Source organism: Parabacteroides sp. PH5-46 (assembly GCF_029892785.1).
GTDB lineage: Bacteria > Bacteroidota > Bacteroidia > Bacteroidales > Tannerellaceae > DFXE01.
Map to the genome: position 1 here is coordinate 173,477 of NZ_JARXXA010000001.1, position 17,763 is coordinate 191,239.

The 17,763-nt window shown below is 37.7% G+C and carries 16 protein-coding genes; 3 read left to right on the forward strand and 13 right to left on the reverse strand.

What is annotated here, in order from left to right; genetic code table 11:
• The first annotated feature begins 4 nt into the window (after positions 1 to 4).
• From M2470_RS00730 to M2470_RS00740, 3 genes are read left to right on the forward strand one after another with little or no spacing between them, the layout of a single operon-like run.
• Positions 5 to 1,561: an FAD-dependent protein gene (locus tag M2470_RS00730; RefSeq protein WP_280743221.1), complete on the forward strand. Its 1,557-nt coding sequence runs from the start codon at positions 5 to 7 to the stop codon at positions 1,559 to 1,561.
• Between the two features lie 49 nt (positions 1,562 to 1,610).
• Positions 1,611 to 2,258: a LysE family translocator gene (locus M2470_RS00735; RefSeq protein ID WP_280743220.1), complete on the forward strand. Its 648-nt coding sequence runs from the start codon at positions 1,611 to 1,613 to the stop codon at positions 2,256 to 2,258.
• Positions 2,259 to 2,308: 50 nt separating this feature from the next.
• Positions 2,309 to 2,515, forward strand: coding sequence for a hypothetical protein (locus M2470_RS00740; protein WP_280743219.1), 207 nt, complete (start codon positions 2,309 to 2,311; stop codon positions 2,513 to 2,515).
• Between the two features lies 1 nt (position 2,516).
• Here M2470_RS00740 and M2470_RS00745 read toward each other — a convergent pair whose 3' ends face one another.
• From M2470_RS00745 to M2470_RS00805, 13 genes are all read right to left on the reverse strand, one after another.
• Complete coding sequence (locus tag M2470_RS00745; RefSeq protein WP_280743218.1) at positions 2,517 to 2,909, reverse strand: hypothetical protein; 393 nt, start codon at positions 2,907 to 2,909, stop codon at positions 2,517 to 2,519.
• Positions 2,910 to 2,919: 10 nt separating this feature from the next.
• Positions 2,920 to 4,071 carry a hypothetical protein gene (locus M2470_RS00750; RefSeq protein WP_280743217.1) on the reverse strand — a complete coding sequence of 384 codons (1,152 nt, stop codon included), beginning with the start codon at positions 4,069 to 4,071 and terminating at the stop codon, positions 2,920 to 2,922.
• A gap of 7 nt (positions 4,072 to 4,078) precedes the next feature.
• Positions 4,079 to 5,188, reverse strand: coding sequence for a hypothetical protein (locus M2470_RS00755; protein ID WP_280743216.1), 1,110 nt, complete (start codon positions 5,186 to 5,188; stop codon positions 4,079 to 4,081).
• Positions 5,189 to 5,208: 20 nt separating this feature from the next.
• On the reverse strand, positions 5,209 to 6,819 hold the full coding sequence (locus tag M2470_RS00760) for a hypothetical protein (RefSeq protein WP_280743215.1): 1,611 nt from the start codon (positions 6,817 to 6,819) through the stop codon (positions 5,209 to 5,211).
• Positions 6,820 to 6,824: 5 nt separating this feature from the next.
• Positions 6,825 to 8,468 carry a hypothetical protein gene (locus M2470_RS00765; protein WP_280743214.1) on the reverse strand — a complete coding sequence of 548 codons (1,644 nt, stop codon included), beginning with the start codon at positions 8,466 to 8,468 and terminating at the stop codon, positions 6,825 to 6,827.
• A 31-nt stretch (positions 8,469 to 8,499) separates the two neighbouring features.
• Positions 8,500 to 9,228 (reverse strand): hypothetical protein, encoded by a 729-nt coding sequence (locus M2470_RS00770; RefSeq protein WP_280743213.1) that lies wholly within the window; start codon positions 9,226 to 9,228, stop codon positions 8,500 to 8,502.
• A gap of 10 nt (positions 9,229 to 9,238) precedes the next feature.
• The gene (locus tag M2470_RS00775) at positions 9,239 to 11,056 is read right to left on the reverse strand and encodes a hypothetical protein (RefSeq protein WP_280743212.1); all 1,818 of its coding nucleotides are present in this window, start codon (positions 11,054 to 11,056) and stop codon (positions 9,239 to 9,241) included.
• Between the two features lie 23 nt (positions 11,057 to 11,079).
• Positions 11,080 to 11,994: a hypothetical protein gene (locus M2470_RS00780; protein WP_280743211.1), complete on the reverse strand. Its 915-nt coding sequence runs from the start codon at positions 11,992 to 11,994 to the stop codon at positions 11,080 to 11,082.
• A 29-nt stretch (positions 11,995 to 12,023) separates the two neighbouring features.
• Entirely contained in the window at positions 12,024 to 13,100 is a 1,077-nt protein-coding gene (locus M2470_RS00785) for a hypothetical protein (RefSeq protein WP_280743210.1), read from the reverse strand.
• 344 nt (positions 13,101 to 13,444) lie between these two features.
• The gene (locus M2470_RS00790; protein ID WP_280743209.1) at positions 13,445 to 14,254 is read right to left on the reverse strand and encodes a peptidylprolyl isomerase; all 810 of its coding nucleotides are present in this window, start codon (positions 14,252 to 14,254) and stop codon (positions 13,445 to 13,447) included.
• A complete protein-coding gene (locus tag M2470_RS00795; RefSeq protein ID WP_280743208.1) occupies positions 14,251 to 15,102 on the reverse strand; it encodes an endonuclease/exonuclease/phosphatase family protein in 852 nt (283 codons plus the stop codon). The genes M2470_RS00790 and M2470_RS00795 overlap by 4 nt, the downstream gene beginning before the upstream one ends.
• 37 nt (positions 15,103 to 15,139) lie before the next feature.
• Positions 15,140 to 16,504: a sigma-54 dependent transcriptional regulator gene (locus M2470_RS00800; protein ID WP_280743207.1), complete on the reverse strand. Its 1,365-nt coding sequence runs from the start codon at positions 16,502 to 16,504 to the stop codon at positions 15,140 to 15,142.
• Positions 16,501 to 17,736 (reverse strand): GAF domain-containing sensor histidine kinase, encoded by a 1,236-nt coding sequence (locus M2470_RS00805; protein WP_280743206.1) that lies wholly within the window; start codon positions 17,734 to 17,736, stop codon positions 16,501 to 16,503. Before M2470_RS00805 ends, M2470_RS00800 begins: the two co-directional genes overlap by 4 nt.
• Between the last annotated feature and the right edge of the window lie 27 nt (positions 17,737 to 17,763).

Consider the following 17,763-nt stretch of genomic DNA (forward strand, 5'->3'; position numbering starts at 1 on the left):
ATAAATGATAAAAGAACTACAATTACGGATTCTGCCCGAGCAGGCAGCCAATGAACAGTCACTGAAAGAAGTGATTCAACGGGAAACCGGGACATCTCTTTCGGAGATTAAAGCCATCCGGGTATTAAAACGCTCTATAGACGCGCGCCAACGGACGGTATTTGTCAATCTGAAAGTCCGCGTCTTTATCAACGAAGAGCCGGATGAGCAGGAGTATCAAACGGTTGACTACAAGGATGTATCCGGTGGAAAAGCGGTAATTATCGTAGGAGCCGGTCCGGGAGGGCTTTTTGCCGCGCTACGCCTGATTGAGCTGGGCTTTCGCCCTATCGTGATCGAACGGGGCAAAAACGTGCGCGAGCGAAAGAAAGATATTGCCCTTATCAGCCGGGAACACATGGTAAACAGCGAATCAAACTATAGTTTTGGCGAAGGAGGAGCCGGAGCATATTCGGACGGAAAGCTCTATACACGAAGCAAAAAGCGGGGCTCTGTTGAGAAGATACTGAATGTATTTTGTCAACATGGAGCCAGCCCTATGATCCTTTCAGACGCACATCCGCATATCGGGACAGACAAGTTGCCGGCCGTGATTGAGAATATGCGCAACCGTATTATCCAATGCGGCGGCGAGGTTCATTTTGAAACCCGGATGGATACTTTCATCCTGAAGGGAGATGAGATAAAAGGGGTTGAAACCAACATAGGAAAGTCCTTTCACGGACCGGTTATCCTGGCTACCGGACATTCGGCACGAGACGTTTACTACTACCTGCATCAACAACAGATACCCATTGAGGCAAAGGGTATAGCAGTGGGCGTTCGTTTGGAGCATCCGCAGGAGTTGATAGACCAAATTCAGTATCATTCTAAAGAAGGGAGAGGGGAATTCCTTCCCGCTGCCGAGTATAGTTTTGCTACACAGGTGAATGGGAGAGGGGTTTACTCCTTTTGTATGTGTCCGGGAGGCTTTGTTGTTCCGGCTGCAAGCGCTCCTAAACAAGTGGTGGTGAATGGTATGTCGCCTGCCAACCGAAATTCGCGCTGGGCCAACTCAGGTATGGTAGTTGAGGTGCATCCCGAAGATTTTCCTGAGTTTGCTCCGCATAAAGAATTAGCACTGATGAAGTTTCAGGAGCAGATGGAAGAACAAGCCTGGCTGAATGGCGGTATGAAGCAAACTGCTCCGGCACAGCGGATGGACGATTTTGTAAACCGGAAAAACTCTTTCGACCTGCCGGAATCTTCTTATACGCCGGGGCTATTGGCTGCTCCTCTGCACTTCTGCTTACCGGAGTTTATCAGTAGCCGCCTGAAAGAAGGCTTTCGACACTTCGGAAAGACCTCCCGAGGCTTCCTGACGCGTGAGGCCGTCCTGATAGGTGTAGAAACACGCACCTCTTCCCCCGTCCGCATACTACGCGACCGCGAAACCTATCAGCATATTACACTAAAAGGCCTCTTCCCTTGCGGCGAAGGAGCCGGATACGCCGGAGGCATTGTCTCCGCAGCTATAGACGGAGAGCGATGTGCAGAGGCGGTAGCAAGTTTAATGGCTTAATGGACTTAATAGACTCAATGACTGAACAACTGAATAATAGGTGAAGTAGATGGAAGAGATTAGTTTTCAATTTTCAATTTTCAATTTTCAATTAATCGCCAGCTTCTTGATGCTGGCGATTGCTCTGACGCTTATGCCGGGGCCTGATATCTTATTTGTTATTACGCAAAGTATCCGTCAGGGCAAGAAGGCGGGGATTGTTTTTGCTTTGGGCTTGTGTGCGGGTTTGATCTTTCATATTGCAGCTATTACCTTAGGGGTGTCTGCTCTGATCAAGAGTTCGCCAACGGCCTTTCTTGTGTTGAAGGTAGCGGGGGCAACTTACCTTTTCTATCTGGGGATAAAGGTCTTCCTTAGCCGGAACGAATCGTCCTTTGTCATAGAAGAAGGCAAGAAGGAAGAAGGCAATTTGTTCCGTAAAGGTGTTCTGATGAATATACTGAATCCGAAAGTGATCCTCTTTTTTCTGTCTTTCTTCCCGAGTTTTGTAAAGGTTGAGGCGGGGTATCCGGCTTTGCAGATGTGTTTTCTGGGATTGCTGTTTATTATCCAGGCATTTGTTATATTCTCGCTTGTGGCTGTTCTGGCTTCGCGGCTGACTAATCTATTGATGAAGAACCCTAAGTCAGCCTTTTGGGTGAATATCATTACTGCTATTATCTATTTTATAATAGGAATTAGCATTCTGTTTGTGTAGTATCCGCTTTTTTCTATCTTTACGGCGAAGAACAATTAAATACATTCATTATGAGATTTTTCCTGGGCGTTTTGGTGACTGCTATTGTGTTGACAGGAGCTATCCTAACGGTATTAGCTTTATGGGGAATCCAACCGATCTCCTGGACGATTGTCTGGAAATCGGGCATGACTATTCTGATCGTATTCGGAACCTTTATTCTGGCTTATCTGTGTTATATTATATTCTTTAAAAACTACAGAAGGAAAGATAAATAGTTTAGCCTTCCAGTTGCAGCTTTAGTTCTTCCAGCATCTGAATGCGTTCGAGGGAGAATGTGATGTCGTGCAACTGGATATACTCCAACATCTCTTTCGCTTTCGTCCGTATATCCCTTTGCTTATCAGGGTAAAGGTAAGCTTCTTCTACCAGAAGCTTAGCAGTAATCTCCATACGCTGCAATCCTCCACTATCTTCCTCGTCCAAAGCCTGGCGAATATCCTTTAGAGAAGCCTCCATAATAAACTCCCGGTCAATCTTCAGCGAGTTATACACCCCTTGCACCAATTGCGGAATCTTACGCGCCGCATCCGTATTCCGCTGACTGATAATCTGAGTAATTACCTTCGCCAGCTCCTCTATCTGCACTAATATAAAGTCTCTTTTTAGCATATATTGGGTGTTATTTCCTCTTACTATAACTATCTCCAATCCAATAACCCGTTATTATACTTCCGTCTGATTTTATCTCCATTCCATGTCCGGCTCTTTTACCATCTTCCCATTGCCCGTACCACATATTTTCTTTACTCCAGAAATAAAGACCTTTGCCGTGAGCTTTACCATCTTTTGTTTGGCCAAGATACGTATCATCGCCATATTTTATTATTTCAAACTTGTGAGAGGAAATATTACTTGTAGAAGGGTAATCATCAAGAGGCATACTATTCGCAAAACTTCCATAATAAATCACTTTTCCCGTTTCATCATAACAAAAACCAGCACCTTTTCTTCTGTCATTACTCCATCCACCGACATAAAATTTACAATCTATACAATTTGGAATGAAGTATCCATCCGGCACTATATAAATGCCAGTTTCAGATCTATGGTTATTTCGGAATTCTCCTACATAAATACTTCCGTCTGCCCAAGTGTAAATACCCATGCCATTACGTTGCGTACTAAGTACTTCTCCTAAATAATCTCCGTTATCAAAAGATTGGGTCGGATATAAATTTGTTTTCCGGTTTATTAAACGTCTCACATCTGTCAGGTCTAAGGGGAAGGTTATATGTCTCTTGCATCTTTGTATCCAGACATCAGCACCAGAACAGTCGTTGTTTGCTGCATATTCAAAATAGGTTAATGCTATACTATATTCTCCTCTGTCGTAGTGAAACCCTCCTTTATGCATTGCGTTTTCACATAGCATTTCATTTTCTTTTTTTTCTATTCTTTTTATCCAATCGTCAGCTTCAGTGCAACCTGACTCACTGGCACTTTTAAAAAATGCTTTAGCCTCTTCATAATTACTTGAATTATATTTTTCCTCTCCCTTTTGCATTAAGATAGTACAAGGAGATGATACAGTTGGTGGATTGGGTATTACTACTTTAGTTTCCTTTATGCGTTTATCACATGCGTTTACCCATGATTGAAAATCAATATCATTACAGTTTTTAGTTCCTTCAATAAAAAAATCTCTTGCTTTTGAATAATTACCTGTATTATAAGCTTTCTTTCCATCCTCAAGCAGGCGTTCGCAAACCTGTGAAAAAGCATAGTTTTCTATTGATAAAAAAACTGCAAATATTAAAAATATTCTTTTCATAAGAAATCTATTTTTTCAATTCTATATCTTGTTTTCTTTTTAACATGTTCTGATCATCCGGACGCATTGCTAATGCTTTATTGCAATAGCCCAAAGCTTCATTGAAATATTCCTTGTTTTGCAGGTTTATGGCTGCGTTATAAAAATCTTGTGTGTTCTTTCGATATGTTTTATACTCTACTACTTTATTTACACATTCTTGACAAAGATGCTTTTTGTTGTTCTTAAATGCCCGCTCAACACTTCCTTCATGAACGTTACTATTATTATCACTCAATCTGTTGCAATTATGGAATAAATGATAATCCGATATAGGGTGATTCCAATATATATTTTCCAGAGCAATCGAATCTCTTACTAGGTTGGTATGTGTCAGAATTTCTTTCTGTAAAGTGACCCGTTTGTTAAAGGCGAACAAACCAATAGTACAACCAAACACAACAAGGCATAAAAACAAGACAACTTTATATTGTTTCTTTTGGGCTACAAGTTTACGGTATTTTTTCTGTAACTCTTGTTTTTCTGCGTACAACTCAGTAAGTAATTTGTGCGTACGTTCTAATTCAGACAATGTTTTTTCATTATTAGAAATATGCACAATATCATATTCAGCCATTGCTGCAAGAATATCGCTACCTGTTTCTTTTACCGAAATAGTTTTTATACCATTACCAATTTTAAATGAGGGGGAGATAGCTATAAAATCACGATTGAATTCAGTATCAATATTGCTCTTGAAAAATAATTTGATATACTCAATTTCAGCCTGTTTTTCGGAAAATTTATTTATAGTATATAAGCACTTTCCTTTATCAAACCTTAATAATTCACCTTTCATTAAAACATCGTCAAAGGCTTTATCAAAGAGTGAAAATAGCTTTTGAGGATTCTGACAATAAACACCATTGAATACTAAACAAAAGCCAAGATAATAGTTTGTTTTTTCCTGCAATCTACGCATATAGGCATAAAAAATCAACTGCCCCTTACGACAAATGGAAAGTTGCGATTCGGCTGTGTTATTTAGTGCGAACTCTTTCCATTCAACACTGTTGCTGTCGGCTGGGTATTGATTGTAGCCGTTAGGTGTACCGTATATGTAAAAGCTGAAGTTCATATTGGTCAATTAGATAAAACTCAATTAATTTTAAGGTATTCCTTTTTATTACCAAGAAAATCCATCACAAGAAGTGTGTTGTTTTCAATAGTGAGAATATAATAATTCCCCATTTTATATGCAAGTTCTCGTTCTTCACTTTCGCTCATTTTTAATACGTCATTTACACTATTTGTTAAATACATTTTCCAATTATTTACTTGTGTATCATAAAAATACTTATACATATAATTGATTTCACTGCTTCCCATTCCAAAATAATTGACAATCTTTACTTGATTATCAATTTGAAATTCCCATATTGTTTTTGCAACACAGATATCACAAGCATTTGCATTCTCAATTTTCCATTTTGTACCAACCAACTCATTTGTCTGTATGGATTTTTCTTCTTCTTTTCGTAGGCATAGTCTCTGTGCTTCACGTATCATGTCAAAATAATCTAATGACTGAATTACTGGTTGAAAAGAATTAACAGGTGTAGTGTTTCTGATTATTTGTAATATATCTTGAGCGTTTAAACAATCATATTCAGTTGTGAGTTTATCAATCCAACCGAGGAGTTTAGGGGCAGCAAAAGAGGTTCCGGGATGATCACAATCAGAGATGTCTATGGTAGTGGAAATGGTATTTTTTCTTATTGTATTATTGCTATATCTTATGGAGGTATTGAGATCAAGAGCATTTACCAAAACTAAATGTCGTTTCAATACTTTCATACTCTGATTATCTAATTTATTCAAAATAAGTTCATCTAAATTATGAACACCTTCATTGCCGGATGCCTGAGTAAGAATGAAGTTATATTTCCCACTATTTTCTATTTTTTTAATGCAAGTAGCAAGAGATGTTAAATTCTTAAAATATTCTTTTGCATACGATTTTTGTTTTCGATTTCCGACATTCACATACTGAATAGTCTCACAATATTTATCACGTCCTAAACTAGCCATACTTATCGACCTATTTATGAGCACTAACTCATCGTTATCTACACTTTCCATAACCTGTTGAATTCTTTTACATAAAATATTTGTAAATAACTCTCCCCAAGATGGTCCACCGTCAATATTATATATAGATTGCGTATATTGTGATGACGAAAACTTTTCAAAGGTCTTTCTAACCTCTTCTCCATGATTTCCTTTGAAACATTTCTGTTCGTAGAATCCGTCTATTATATAAACCGAAGCCTCATAGTTTCGAGTATTTAAAAATACATATTCAACCATTGAATTAGTTCTCATTTTTTTGATAAAACTATTTTCACTTCCGACTTCAACTTCTATCAAATAATAGTCAAATTTTGGCATTTGCTCGATAATCCTACCGCCGTGTTCTTCTATTATATAAGTTGCTTCGCTAGTTGAAGTGCCGTCTTTAAAATACATCAACACATGTCCTTCTACAGCTTCAATATCATAGCTCTCGTAGTTTTCGGTATAGATGATGTTTCTTACAGTTGGATAATTTTCTTCGAAAAAGATATTTTCGTATTCTTCTTTCTCCATATACCCCGCATCTACATAGTCAGCCCACGAAATATCTGCCTGTTTTGATGAGCAACTGTTACAGCCAGTCAAAGAAAAGCAAGCTAATGCAATAGTGATTATATACAGGATTTTTTTCATGAGATTTATCGAATACTTGGCTCTATATTTCTAGGCTCTTTTTCTTTTAATTCCTTTGCTTTGTGTTTTTGACTATAAGAAACCGGACAGCCAACCTTATTGTTTATAATCATATCACAAAACACGCGCAATGTCTGAAGTTCATTTAAACTAATTCTTCTTTTGGTAGTTAAATCATATTCAAGCGTTTGCAACAACTCATCTACTGTTCTTTTTGCACCATACCCCGGTATATTAACATAGCATCTTTGTGTTATTTCCCTTTTAGAAGTACTATCATTTTTTTTATTAAATTCATGTTTTTTTTCATCTAATACCATTTTATATAGTGCCATTTTATTACTCGGGTCTAATTCTAAGATATATTCCAAATATTTCTTTTTATTTTCAATAGGTATATCTTTGTCTACTTCTTCAAAATAATAGTCGATGGTTCCCTGTTTGTATTCCTCAATAATATTGCTATAGTCATCCGCATTACCATATCCCTTTTCTGAAATAAGGAGTAATTGCTTGACAGCCTCATCATAGCCGGCTATTTTGGGGGTATTTCCAATACCGCCTTTGTTAAACTCTGTTCCGGCTTTTGTTTTCAGCATATCAATGGCTGTTTGTTTCGCATGCCGGATTTTATCTTGAGCATTATTAGCAGCTACGTCTAATGTTGTGGCTATTTCGTATAGCTTTATTGCTTCATCAATATTGTTTAATCCTAGTGGATTAGCTGATAGCAACGAATCGCTACGTTTTAATAAAGTAGTGTATTGTTTGTGATTTTTGTCTTGCCAAGGCTGAAAAATAAAAAATCCGCTCATAAGTAGTACCAATACTGTTGCCAATCCAATGATTTTTAATTTATGCTTATGCCAAAGAAGGATAGATATAGGCGGAGGATTTACAGTAGGTGGGGAAACTGTAACGCTTTTTGAAGCATTTAATTCTTTTCGAATATCCCAAAGAGCATCATTCAGTTTACTTAACTGCGTTTGAATATTATTCAGCTTTTTATTTTTTTCTATTAGATTATCCAATTCAGCTATTGCTTCAGGAGAGAAAATAATTTCTTCACTGTTTTTATATTCGGGAGAAATAGAAACATGCGAATATTCACGCAGTGCCTCTAAAAACGCAGTGTTTCCTACTTTGCTATTCAGTTTTATACTGGCATAGCTCGGTGTAAAAGAAGAATTCAATGGCAAAATATCATCCGCAAAATATTTTTTCAGATTGTTAATTATGTTACTTTCGATAAGTTTTACTTCACCATTTGCTTCTGCAAAAGTACGTACAAGGTATTTTGCCTGTGCTTTCGGATCATCACTAATTGTTGTAAGCAATTTTCCGTTTTTCAAGATGACATCTTTATAAACCGTATCGAAAAGTTCAAAAAGGTTTTCTATATCTCGACAATATGCATTTTCGAACATAACAGACATTCCAAACCAAGAGTTATCGTGTCCATCAGATGTTATAAAATTATATCGCAGATACGAATACGAAACCCAACCATTCTCCATACGATGAATAACCAATTTCGTATTTTCCCTACTTCCGTTGTCGAATGTTAGAAAATGTTTTTTTTCATCTTCATTCCCCTGATGTAAATCAAACACATGAGGGATACCAAAAATTTTAAACACAAAATTCATTATTCATTGTTGTTTTTCAATGCTTATTCGTTTACTCGTCGCTTATTTCATTAGGATAAATTTGATTATAAATAGTCCTATACTTATTTGTTAGGGTTTGTTCGTAGAATTGTTGTTGTTCAGGTGACAAAATGGATTTATCCATTTCGTCAATTTCAATCATTATTTTATCTGCATTAAGTAAATCTTTTTTTGCTGATTGAATTAAAAAATCCTTTGTTTCCTCCGTTTTAGTTGAAGAATTTTGTACAATATTAGATATATTTTCTTTTGAAATTTTAATTTCTATTTGTGATAAAATATTGTTGACAGACTGAATATTTTTGATTAAAAAATAGTGGTTTTGGTGACATAAGGATGTTTTCCCTATTTCAAATATTTTAAAATCTTCAATGAAAATAAAAACATCACGTCTGCCTAAAAATTCATAAATTTCGAGTGAAGCAAGACGTTTTTTTAAAGTTTCATTATCTGTATACTTAGATAACAATTCCTCTTTTAGATGAAAAATGATATTATCCTGCTCTGCTATTGACAACTCTAAAGAATCAACTCGTTGTTTATCTTTGAACCTTGTATTTTCCTCTAGCGCATTTCTACGTTGTATAATAGATTGTTCTAACGATTCGATTTTTCTAAAAACAGCCACCAAAGAAGTATCAACCGTATTAATGGGTGGAAGTTGACCCTTGGCTCCAACAATTGAAACAAAGAGAGCCAACAAACATAAGATGTTTTTTTTTGAGTTATTTATATTCATTTTTTGGAATTTATCGAGTAGTTGGTATTTTTGCTTTTAAATTCGTTGCTGTTGTTTTTTGATTTTCAGAAACCGTACAGCCAACCCTATTGTCTATAATCATTTGACAATACGAACGTAATGTTTCAAGTTCTTTTGAAGTAACATTTCTTTTAGTAGTTAAATCATCCTCAATCGTTTTCAAAAATTCATCTACTGTTTTTTTTGCACTATATCCCAATATTTTAACATAGCATTCATTTGTCGTCTTAGAACGATTGTTGGTAGTGTGCGAAGAAAGAGAGGAGTTTAAATTGTTCAACTTATTCTTTGCTTTTTCATTAGTTGAATCTAATTCTAAGATATATTCCAAATATTTCTTTTTATTTTCAATAGGTATATCTTTGTCTACTTCTTCAAAATAATAGTCGATGGTTCCCTGTTTGTATTCCTCAATAATATTGCTATAGTCATCTGTGTCACTATAACCCTTTTTTGAGATAATCTGCAATTGCTTTACAGCCTCATTATAACCATCTATTTTGGGGGTACTCCCAATGCCGCCTTTACAGAACTCCCTTTCTGCTACTGTTTTTAATGTATCAATAGCCGTCTGCTTTGCGTGCTTTATTCTACTATTGGCTTTACTATTGTTTATATTTAGCGCAACGGCACTATCATACTTAACTATTGCATTATCAATATTTTTCAAATTAAATGGTACAGATTGCAATAAATCATCACCTGCTTTTAACAATCCTTCATATTGTGCGTTTGAATGAGGATAAAGCCACCACAGCAAGCCCGCTAAAAACATAATGCCTGCAACACTCCAAATCTTTTTTTTATGTTTGCCATATATGTCTTTCCAGCATGGGAATGGTATAGTTTCGTTTCTAGTTTCAGTAATTTCCTCATCACCTATTTCTTTCTCTCCACTATTATTCGTATCCAAATCTTCTATTGGTGGTGTGGCACTAGTTGAGTTCTCTCTTTCTGACTTATAAACAGCTTTAATCAATGTATCTACTCGTTCTTTGAGTGCAAATAAAGCATCGTTTTGCTCATGCAATTCAAGTTGAAGTTGCAAATAAGGTTTTATGCTATCTATACCATTTTTTATTTGATTAGAGACACCTTCAACATCTCTTTTAATATCACTGCCTCCAACTGCATCAGCAAACAAAGTGTCAATTTTTTTTCCTGCCGCTGCTATTGTTTCATTTAATTCTGTTATTGCTTCCTGTGAGAGACTTTCAGTATCATTCTCTTTATACTCAGGTGAAATGGAAATCCATGAATATTCACGTAATGCCTTCAAAAAAGCAGGATTCCCCTGTTTATTATTCAATCTAAGAAGCAGATTGGGATTCCCCTGTTTGAAAGAACTGTCTATTGTGTGAATATCGTCAACAAATTGAGATAATAGATTTTTGCATATAACATTTTCTATACGCTTTACTTCACTTTCAGCATCCGCAAACTTTTGAATAAGATATTTTGCCTGTATATTGAGATTGTCGTTAACTTCTTCAAGCAAAATTTTGTTTTGCAGAATGGTTACGTATGCCGATTCAAAAAGGTGGTATAAACTTTCTACATCATTGCAATACTCTTTATCGAATATGATGGACATTCCAAAGAAAGAATTATCCCGCCCACCACTCGTTTTAAAGTTATATCGAAGATAAGAATATGAAACTTTCCCACTCGCCATACGATGAATAGTAAACTTTGTATTTTCCTTACTTCCGTTGTAAAATGATTGGAAGTAATTTATGTCATGTTCACTACCTTGATATAAGTCAAATATATAAGGTGTCCCGAAAATTTTAAATACGAAATTCATTTTTCACATTTAATTTTTATCAATCACCACCCACCTTTTACCGTCTTTATAATAGCCTTCCATAATTCGGCAGGGTACCTATCATTGCTTGGCGTATATGACTGTCCACTACCATCGGCAGTATCGTTGAACAATCCGGCAGAGAAAATAACAAAATCAAAATTGTATTTACGCCATAATTTTGTTATCGGATTTTGATTCATATATTTTGAAAAAATCCCTTGGTATTGATTTTTTATGTTTTTGAAGAACTGTTCTTTATTGGGGCGACCAGCATCAAACAATGCAGGGTGCATATCAGCCTTATGACAGGTAAAGATAACCCTATCTTTGGGTTCTATCTGACTTTGCATCTTGATAATTTTATTAGCATAGTTCAATCTATCTTGCAAATCCTCCCAATTACTTTCTACAATAAACATCCAAGTTTTGGGATTATCAATTGTGCAAATAGTATTGATATAACGCGGAAAAGGCTCATTGGGAAATTGACGACTAAAATAATGCTCACCGGGTGCTTCTAAAATTTGACAAATCGGTTCCCCGTATTTATTCATTACTTTTATAAGCATAAAATTTAATATGCTTGTAGCACCTGCAGAATAATCACTATTAACAGCCTCGTCAAACGTATCACACATCTCTTTATAATGCCCCGAATTACTCGGGCGAAAACTCCTATCCGGTTCAACTTTATAACCATTTTTTCTTAACCAGCGAGTAAGGCGTATCAAAGTCATTGTTTTACCTGATGAACCCGCCCCAAATAGAATTATTACAGGTGCAGGATCAGAAATTACTACATTTATTTTATTAGGATCTCGTTCTTCTTCTACGGTTAAGCCCGTATTTTGAAAAGAGGAAACAGCAGACGGCAAAGTAGCTATATCTAAATCCTCGTTAGTGTTATCTGTTAAATCAAATGTTTTTTTAGCCATGATAAATTTTAATTTATAAATAGAATTAATTACTGTTCCCTTTTTGCAAATGCAATATCAAAGAATATAAATCCTGCAATATCAACAAGTGCGCCAAGCATTACCCAAAAGATAAATCCTCTGCCTGCATATTTTCCAGAAAAAAAATCTTTCCAAACATCAACAACACTGCGCATACGTTCTGTTTCAGAAATTCCAGAAAAATGTTTTTTATCTTCTTGTGATAATTTAATTTTGTCAGGGTGGGATTTTTCAAATTCCTTTATCAAAATATCACTGTAATTATTGATAATTTTATATGCTTGCGATAATATAATACTTGTTCTAGCAGTTGGTTCTTCGTTATTGTTTGGGTCTGCATGCATTTTATTCTGAACTCTTTGAATTTCAGTTATTAATTTTCTAATATCATCTTGATTTAATCCTTTGTTTATATTTTCTAATCTTGTATCATAAACAGTTATCGAGTGGGAAAGTTGCTTGTCATCTACTATACTTCTCATTGCTTTAATAAGCTCTTGCCGACCGCTGTGTGTATTGTTACGCAACTGCAGGCGTTGCAGCGGCCCTAATTCTCTTTCAATGTCAATAATACGTGCTTCAGCACGATCCGCCCAACCTTCTAATCCGGGATTATTAATTTCTCCGGCGAAATTTGCAAAAAGCCCATTAATTTTATTCTTAAAATCTGCTTTTTCTTGTTCTATAATGCTTTTAGCTATTCCTCCATTCGAAAGGCTTTGCAATTTGTCTTTCGTGTCAGTTAAATCTTGTACCAAAACGTCTTTTATTGCCGAACGATAAAAAAACGTATGCGTATTGGTTGGTAAACTAAAACATAACCAAAATATAAGCAAGAGAATAATCCCACCAATTAATCGCCAACCGCGATTGTCAACCCTTATTCGTTGATTAAAACTATCCACAATCAATTTTGTACCGATTGATGAAACTACAAAGAATATAACAGTTACAGCCCAAAAGAAAACAACAGGCCATGAGGGTAATAACAAATGTAAAGATTCAACTGTAGCCCAGCAACTCACACCCATTAATATTACAAATGCAGAAAATGCAAAGATTTTTAGAAATTTGTTCTGTTCCATAAAGTATTTAGGTTTAATATTTGTTTTACTCCCACTCTTATGAAAGGGTCAATGTAATTTTCTATATACTTATCAAAATCTCGATTTATTACACATCAGTTCAGTTTCTATTGCTTCGAGATACTGTAATGTTAAAATTACTAATTCGCAAATATACAAAAGTATTTGTAATATGAAAATCTTAATATAAAATAAAAATAAAATTTACATTTTACGTTATTTGTGTGAAAAATCAATGATGTTTTCCTATTTGTATAAACAATAAAAAGATTTTGTGAAGTTTATTGATCTCTATTATGATTATGGTTTAATTTATAGTATTATGTAGAATAAAACTAGTTTTTTTATTCTACAGTTACACTAATAATACGGATATCTTTTTTCGGGCGATCGTAGGTGTCTTTGGGTTGGGAGGCGATCTTGTCTAATATGTCGAAGCCTTCGGTTAGTTCGCCGAAGATGGTGTATTGGGCGTCTAAGTGGTGGGTGCCTCCGATGGTGGTGTAGGCTTCGCGTTGCTCATCGGTGAAGAGGAGGTGTCCGGGGGTGTTGCGGATCACGGAGTCTACCTTTGCGTTGATGTCTACTACGTATTTGTTGTATTCGGCCGGGGCGGCTGTTTTGAGGGAGTCCATCAGTTCTTTAACAGGCGTGTAGTATTGGGCCATGGCTTTCCGCTTGATGGGGAGGTTGGCGGCCAGTTGCAAGGTATCTAACTCTCCGGGGCGATACACCTTGCCTTGTACGATGTAGAACTGAGACATATCTGATTTCTTCTGTGGGTTGATGTCATCTCCCTGACGAGGAGCGGCTAGTGTCCCTTTCTTATGGAAATACTGTTCACGGAATTCGGGCATGATTTCGGCGCTTCTGTCTCCCGATCCTACACGAGCCCCTTCCGGTGCATTTCGCGAATCGGGAGCTCCTCCCTGTATCATGAAGTTTTTGATCACCCGGGTGAAGAGTGTCCCGTTAAATTCACCTTTGGTTGCCCTATTGATGAAGGTTTTCGTATGGTTCGGCACATCCGGATACAGGCGGGCTTTCATCGTCCCCACATTGGTCGTGATCACAACGATTTTATCCTGTGCTTTAGCAGATAAGCAAAGCATACACCCCAGCAATATAATAGCAAAACGATACATATTCTTCATTTAAAAACAATGTCGGCTACTACCGGTTGATGATCAGAGGGGTAGTAGGGAGTATTATTCCTTTGGTCGGTCAATACACCATATTTGTTTACTTCAATTGAGCTACTTACGAAAATGTAATCGATCCGGTATTTATTCGAGATCGGATGGGTAAACCTAGAGTTGAAAGTACCTTCCGGACCGTAGGGGGGCAACTTGGATATCTTTCGTGAGTCTTGCAAGAAGGAAGAAAGTGTTTTGATTTGCTCGGTATCGGGCGTAGAGTTGAAATCTCCGGTGCAGATTACCGGAACATCTTGTGCTATTTCTTTGATTTTCTGAACCATCAGCTTGCCAGACTCCTGTCGTGCCACCACGCCTTCATGGTCGAAGTGTACATTAAAGAAGTAGAACTCATCTCCACTTTGATTCTCTTTGAACTTAACCCATGAACAGATCCGGTTACAGCAGGTAGCATCCCATCCCAAGCCCGGTTCGTCCGGCGTTTCCCGAAGCCAGAAATCCCCCGATTCAAGGATTGTAAACTTCTCTTTCTTATAGATAATAGCCGAATGCTCTCCCGCTTCTTTCCCGTCTTCCCGTCCAGAGCCGGAATAGGCATATTCCGGCAATTCACAGATACCTTTTAACTGGTGCACGAATCCCTCCTGCGTACCTACGATGTCAAAATCGTGATACTGTATCAATGCCTTTACAGCATCCTTACGATACGACCAGGCATTCAAACTGTCATAAGGCGTATCCATACGCAGATTGTACGATGCAACCCGCAAACTTGTTTCTTTATTCTCCTTGCAGTTACAGGCAAACAAGCCTACGCAAACCAATAAAAATAGTATCTGTTTCATTTAGTTATTATTTAAAACTGTAAAAATATGGATTTTTTCAACTATCTATCCCATATCGCTTCATTTTATTGAATAAAGTTTTGCGGCTGATATTGAGTGCTTCGGCTGTCAGCGTACGATTGAAGTTGTGCTTTTTGAGCATTTCCAGGATTAGTTCTTTTTCAACCTGGGCGTTTATTTCTTTTATGCTGTTTCCTTCGGCCTCTGAAGCGCTTAGTGTTTCAATCGTCTCATACCCTTTTACCCGCAAGGGGAGGTGCTCTGTTGTGATGATACCATCGGGAGCTAGGATCATGGCGCTTTGGATGGCATTTTCCAGGTCGCGTACATTCCCCGGCCAGTCGTACTTAGTGATGATATCCATGGCGGCCTGTGAGATGCTTTTTACCGCAAGATTCAATACCTTATTATGTTTGACAATGAAATAATCCACCAATAACGGAATATCTTCTTTTCTCTCCCTCAGGGGCGGAAGCGTAATCGTAAATATATTCAGGCGATAGAGCAGATCCAGCCGGAAGTTTCCCTTTCGTACCTCCTCTTCCAACATGCGGTTACTGGCTGCTACGATGCGTACATCTACGGGAATGGCCTTTTTCCCACCGATACGGGTTATTTTCCGCTCTTCCAGTACGCGCAGGAGCTTTACCTGAGCATCCATGGGCAGTTCACCTATCTCATCCAGAAAGAGCGTTCCTCCGTTTGCCTGTTCAAAGGTTCCGGCTTTTGCCTCTTTTGCATCCGTAAAAGCTCCTTTCTCATGACCGAACAGTTCGCTTTCCATTAGCGAAAGCGGGATGGCTCCGCAGTTTATGGCAATGAATGGCTCGTTTGCCCGATTGCTATTCTTATGTACGGCATTGGCTATGAGTTCTTTTCCGGTTCCGCTTTCGCCGTGTATCAAGACTGTAGCATTGGTATCAGCTACTCGTTTCACTTGTATGACTACCTGTTTCAGCCCGCTATTTTCGCCGATGATGTATTGGTGTGTATTTGCCTGAAGCCTCGTCTTCAAGGTATTTATTTCCCCCTTCATCCGGCAATGCTCCATCGCCCGCTTTACTTTAAGTAGCAGGTTATCATTATCGAAAGGCTTTTCTATAAAGTCATACGCGCCCTTTTTAACAGCATCAACGGCTAAAGCAATGGAGCCGAAAGCCGTAATAAAGATAACCACCTGGTTCGGACGAAGTTTTCTTATTTCTTCAAAGGCTTCTGTCCCTGTCAGTAGCGGCATCTGCTGGTCTAATAATACCACATCAGGGTTGAAAGAGAGCAGTGTATCAACAGCTTCCCTTCCGTTTTCCACTGTTTTTACTTCGTATCCTTCCTCTTTCAGCAACAGAGTCATTACCTTACGGATACTTGCTTCATCGTCTGCAATTAATACTTTTCCTTTCATTTGCGTTGTGGTAGTTTAATGATGATAGATGTCCCTTTTCCTGACTGACTTTTTACTTCAATTTCTCCCTCGTGGCGGTTGATCACCCCATAACTGATGGCCAGCCCCAGTCCGGTACCTTCTTCTTTGGTGGTGAAGAAGGGGTTGAATATATTTTCCAGGTCTTTATCTTCAATACCTTTTCCGCTGTCTTCAAATGTAATAATCAGAAAACGGTTTTGCGTATCGATATCTGTCCCTTTTTCCAGGCTGATAATTAGAGTTCGTGGGCGTTCTGGGCTATTATTACCCATAGCTTCAATGGCATTGAGCATGATGTTCAGGAATACTTGCTTAAGCTGTTCCATATCTGCCCGGATGATCGTTTCCTTGGCGAAATACTCAAATTCTACTTCTATCTGTTGTTTGCTGAGTGTTGTTTGTATCAGTAGTAATGTCTGATTTATAAGCTGTTCAACGTCTACCTCCGACATATTAAGCTCCGATGGTCTGGCAAAAGAGAGCAATCCCTGTACGATCTTGTTGATGCGTTCTACCTCAATGATCAGCTCGTTTATCATCTCTGATTTGGCCGGGTCGTGGCCGAAATCTTTACTCAGGTATTGAATCGTACTTCGTATGGCTGTCAGAGGGTTTCGTATTTCATGCGCCGCACCGGCTGCCAATTCTCCTAAGGTGGCCAGACGGTCTGTTCGATACATTTTCCGGAGGCGGTCTGTCTGTTTCTCGTATAACGAAGCATTTTCAAGGGCAAAGGCCGCTTGGTCAAATAATAGGGATAACAGACTGATATCTTGTTCTGTATACTCGGATCCATCGGTTTTCTTTTCCAAAAAGATGGTTCCGCTGATGTGATTCATTACTTTTAGGGGATAGATAAGCTCTGTCCGGAGTTGTTTCAGAATGCTTTGTTCTTCTTCCGAGAAATAATTGAAGATATCCGGATGTTGTGACAATACCAGGTGTTTTTCATTAACAGCCAGCCAGTTGATAAGTTTGTTTTTGCCGGTCAGTATCACCCCCTGTTTGTCTTTTTCCGGATTTTGTAGTTTATATTTCCCTGTGCTTTCGTCTAATAAGAACACATAAATCAATTCGACAGGAAAAATCTGTTTTATCTTCGAGATAAAGTTGCTGATAAGTAAAGACTTATCAACGATCAGCATCAGCGAACGGTTAAATTCCGAAAGCAATGTCCCCAAATCGGGCTGTATTATTTTTTTCCGTTTCATACCCAAAGGTAATACTATTTTTAATTA

Bases quoted from the DNA above. Each gene is read 5' to 3' on its own strand.
- M2470_RS00730 (WP_280743221.1), top strand. From the start codon at position 5: ATGATAAAAGAACTACAATTACGGATTCTGCCCGAGCAGGCAGCCAAT.
- M2470_RS00735 (WP_280743220.1), top strand. From the start codon at position 1,611: ATGGAAGAGATTAGTTTTCAATTTTCAATTTTCAATTTTCAATTAATC.
- M2470_RS00740 (WP_280743219.1), top strand. From the start codon at position 2,309: ATGAGATTTTTCCTGGGCGTTTTGGTGACTGCTATTGTGTTGACAGGA.
- M2470_RS00745 (WP_280743218.1), bottom strand. From the start codon at position 2,909: ATGCTAAAAAGAGACTTTATATTAGTGCAGATAGAGGAGCTGGCGAAG.
- M2470_RS00750 (WP_280743217.1), bottom strand. From the start codon at position 4,071: ATGAAAAGAATATTTTTAATATTTGCAGTTTTTTTATCAATAGAAAAC.
- M2470_RS00755 (WP_280743216.1), bottom strand. From the start codon at position 5,188: ATGAACTTCAGCTTTTACATATACGGTACACCTAACGGCTACAATCAA.
- M2470_RS00760 (WP_280743215.1), bottom strand. From the start codon at position 6,819: ATGAAAAAAATCCTGTATATAATCACTATTGCATTAGCTTGCTTTTCT.
- M2470_RS00765 (WP_280743214.1), bottom strand. From the start codon at position 8,468: ATGAATTTTGTGTTTAAAATTTTTGGTATCCCTCATGTGTTTGATTTA.
- M2470_RS00770 (WP_280743213.1), bottom strand. From the start codon at position 9,228: ATGAATATAAATAACTCAAAAAAAAACATCTTATGTTTGTTGGCTCTC.
- M2470_RS00775 (WP_280743212.1), bottom strand. From the start codon at position 11,056: ATGAATTTCGTATTTAAAATTTTCGGGACACCTTATATATTTGACTTA.
- M2470_RS00780 (WP_280743211.1), bottom strand. From the start codon at position 11,994: ATGGCTAAAAAAACATTTGATTTAACAGATAACACTAACGAGGATTTA.
- M2470_RS00785 (WP_280743210.1), bottom strand. From the start codon at position 13,100: ATGGAACAGAACAAATTTCTAAAAATCTTTGCATTTTCTGCATTTGTA.
- M2470_RS00790 (WP_280743209.1), bottom strand. From the start codon at position 14,254: ATGAAGAATATGTATCGTTTTGCTATTATATTGCTGGGGTGTATGCTT.
- M2470_RS00795 (WP_280743208.1), bottom strand. From the start codon at position 15,102: ATGAAACAGATACTATTTTTATTGGTTTGCGTAGGCTTGTTTGCCTGT.
- M2470_RS00800 (WP_280743207.1), bottom strand. From the start codon at position 16,504: ATGAAAGGAAAAGTATTAATTGCAGACGATGAAGCAAGTATCCGTAAG.
- M2470_RS00805 (WP_280743206.1), bottom strand. From the start codon at position 17,736: ATGAAACGGAAAAAAATAATACAGCCCGATTTGGGGACATTGCTTTCG.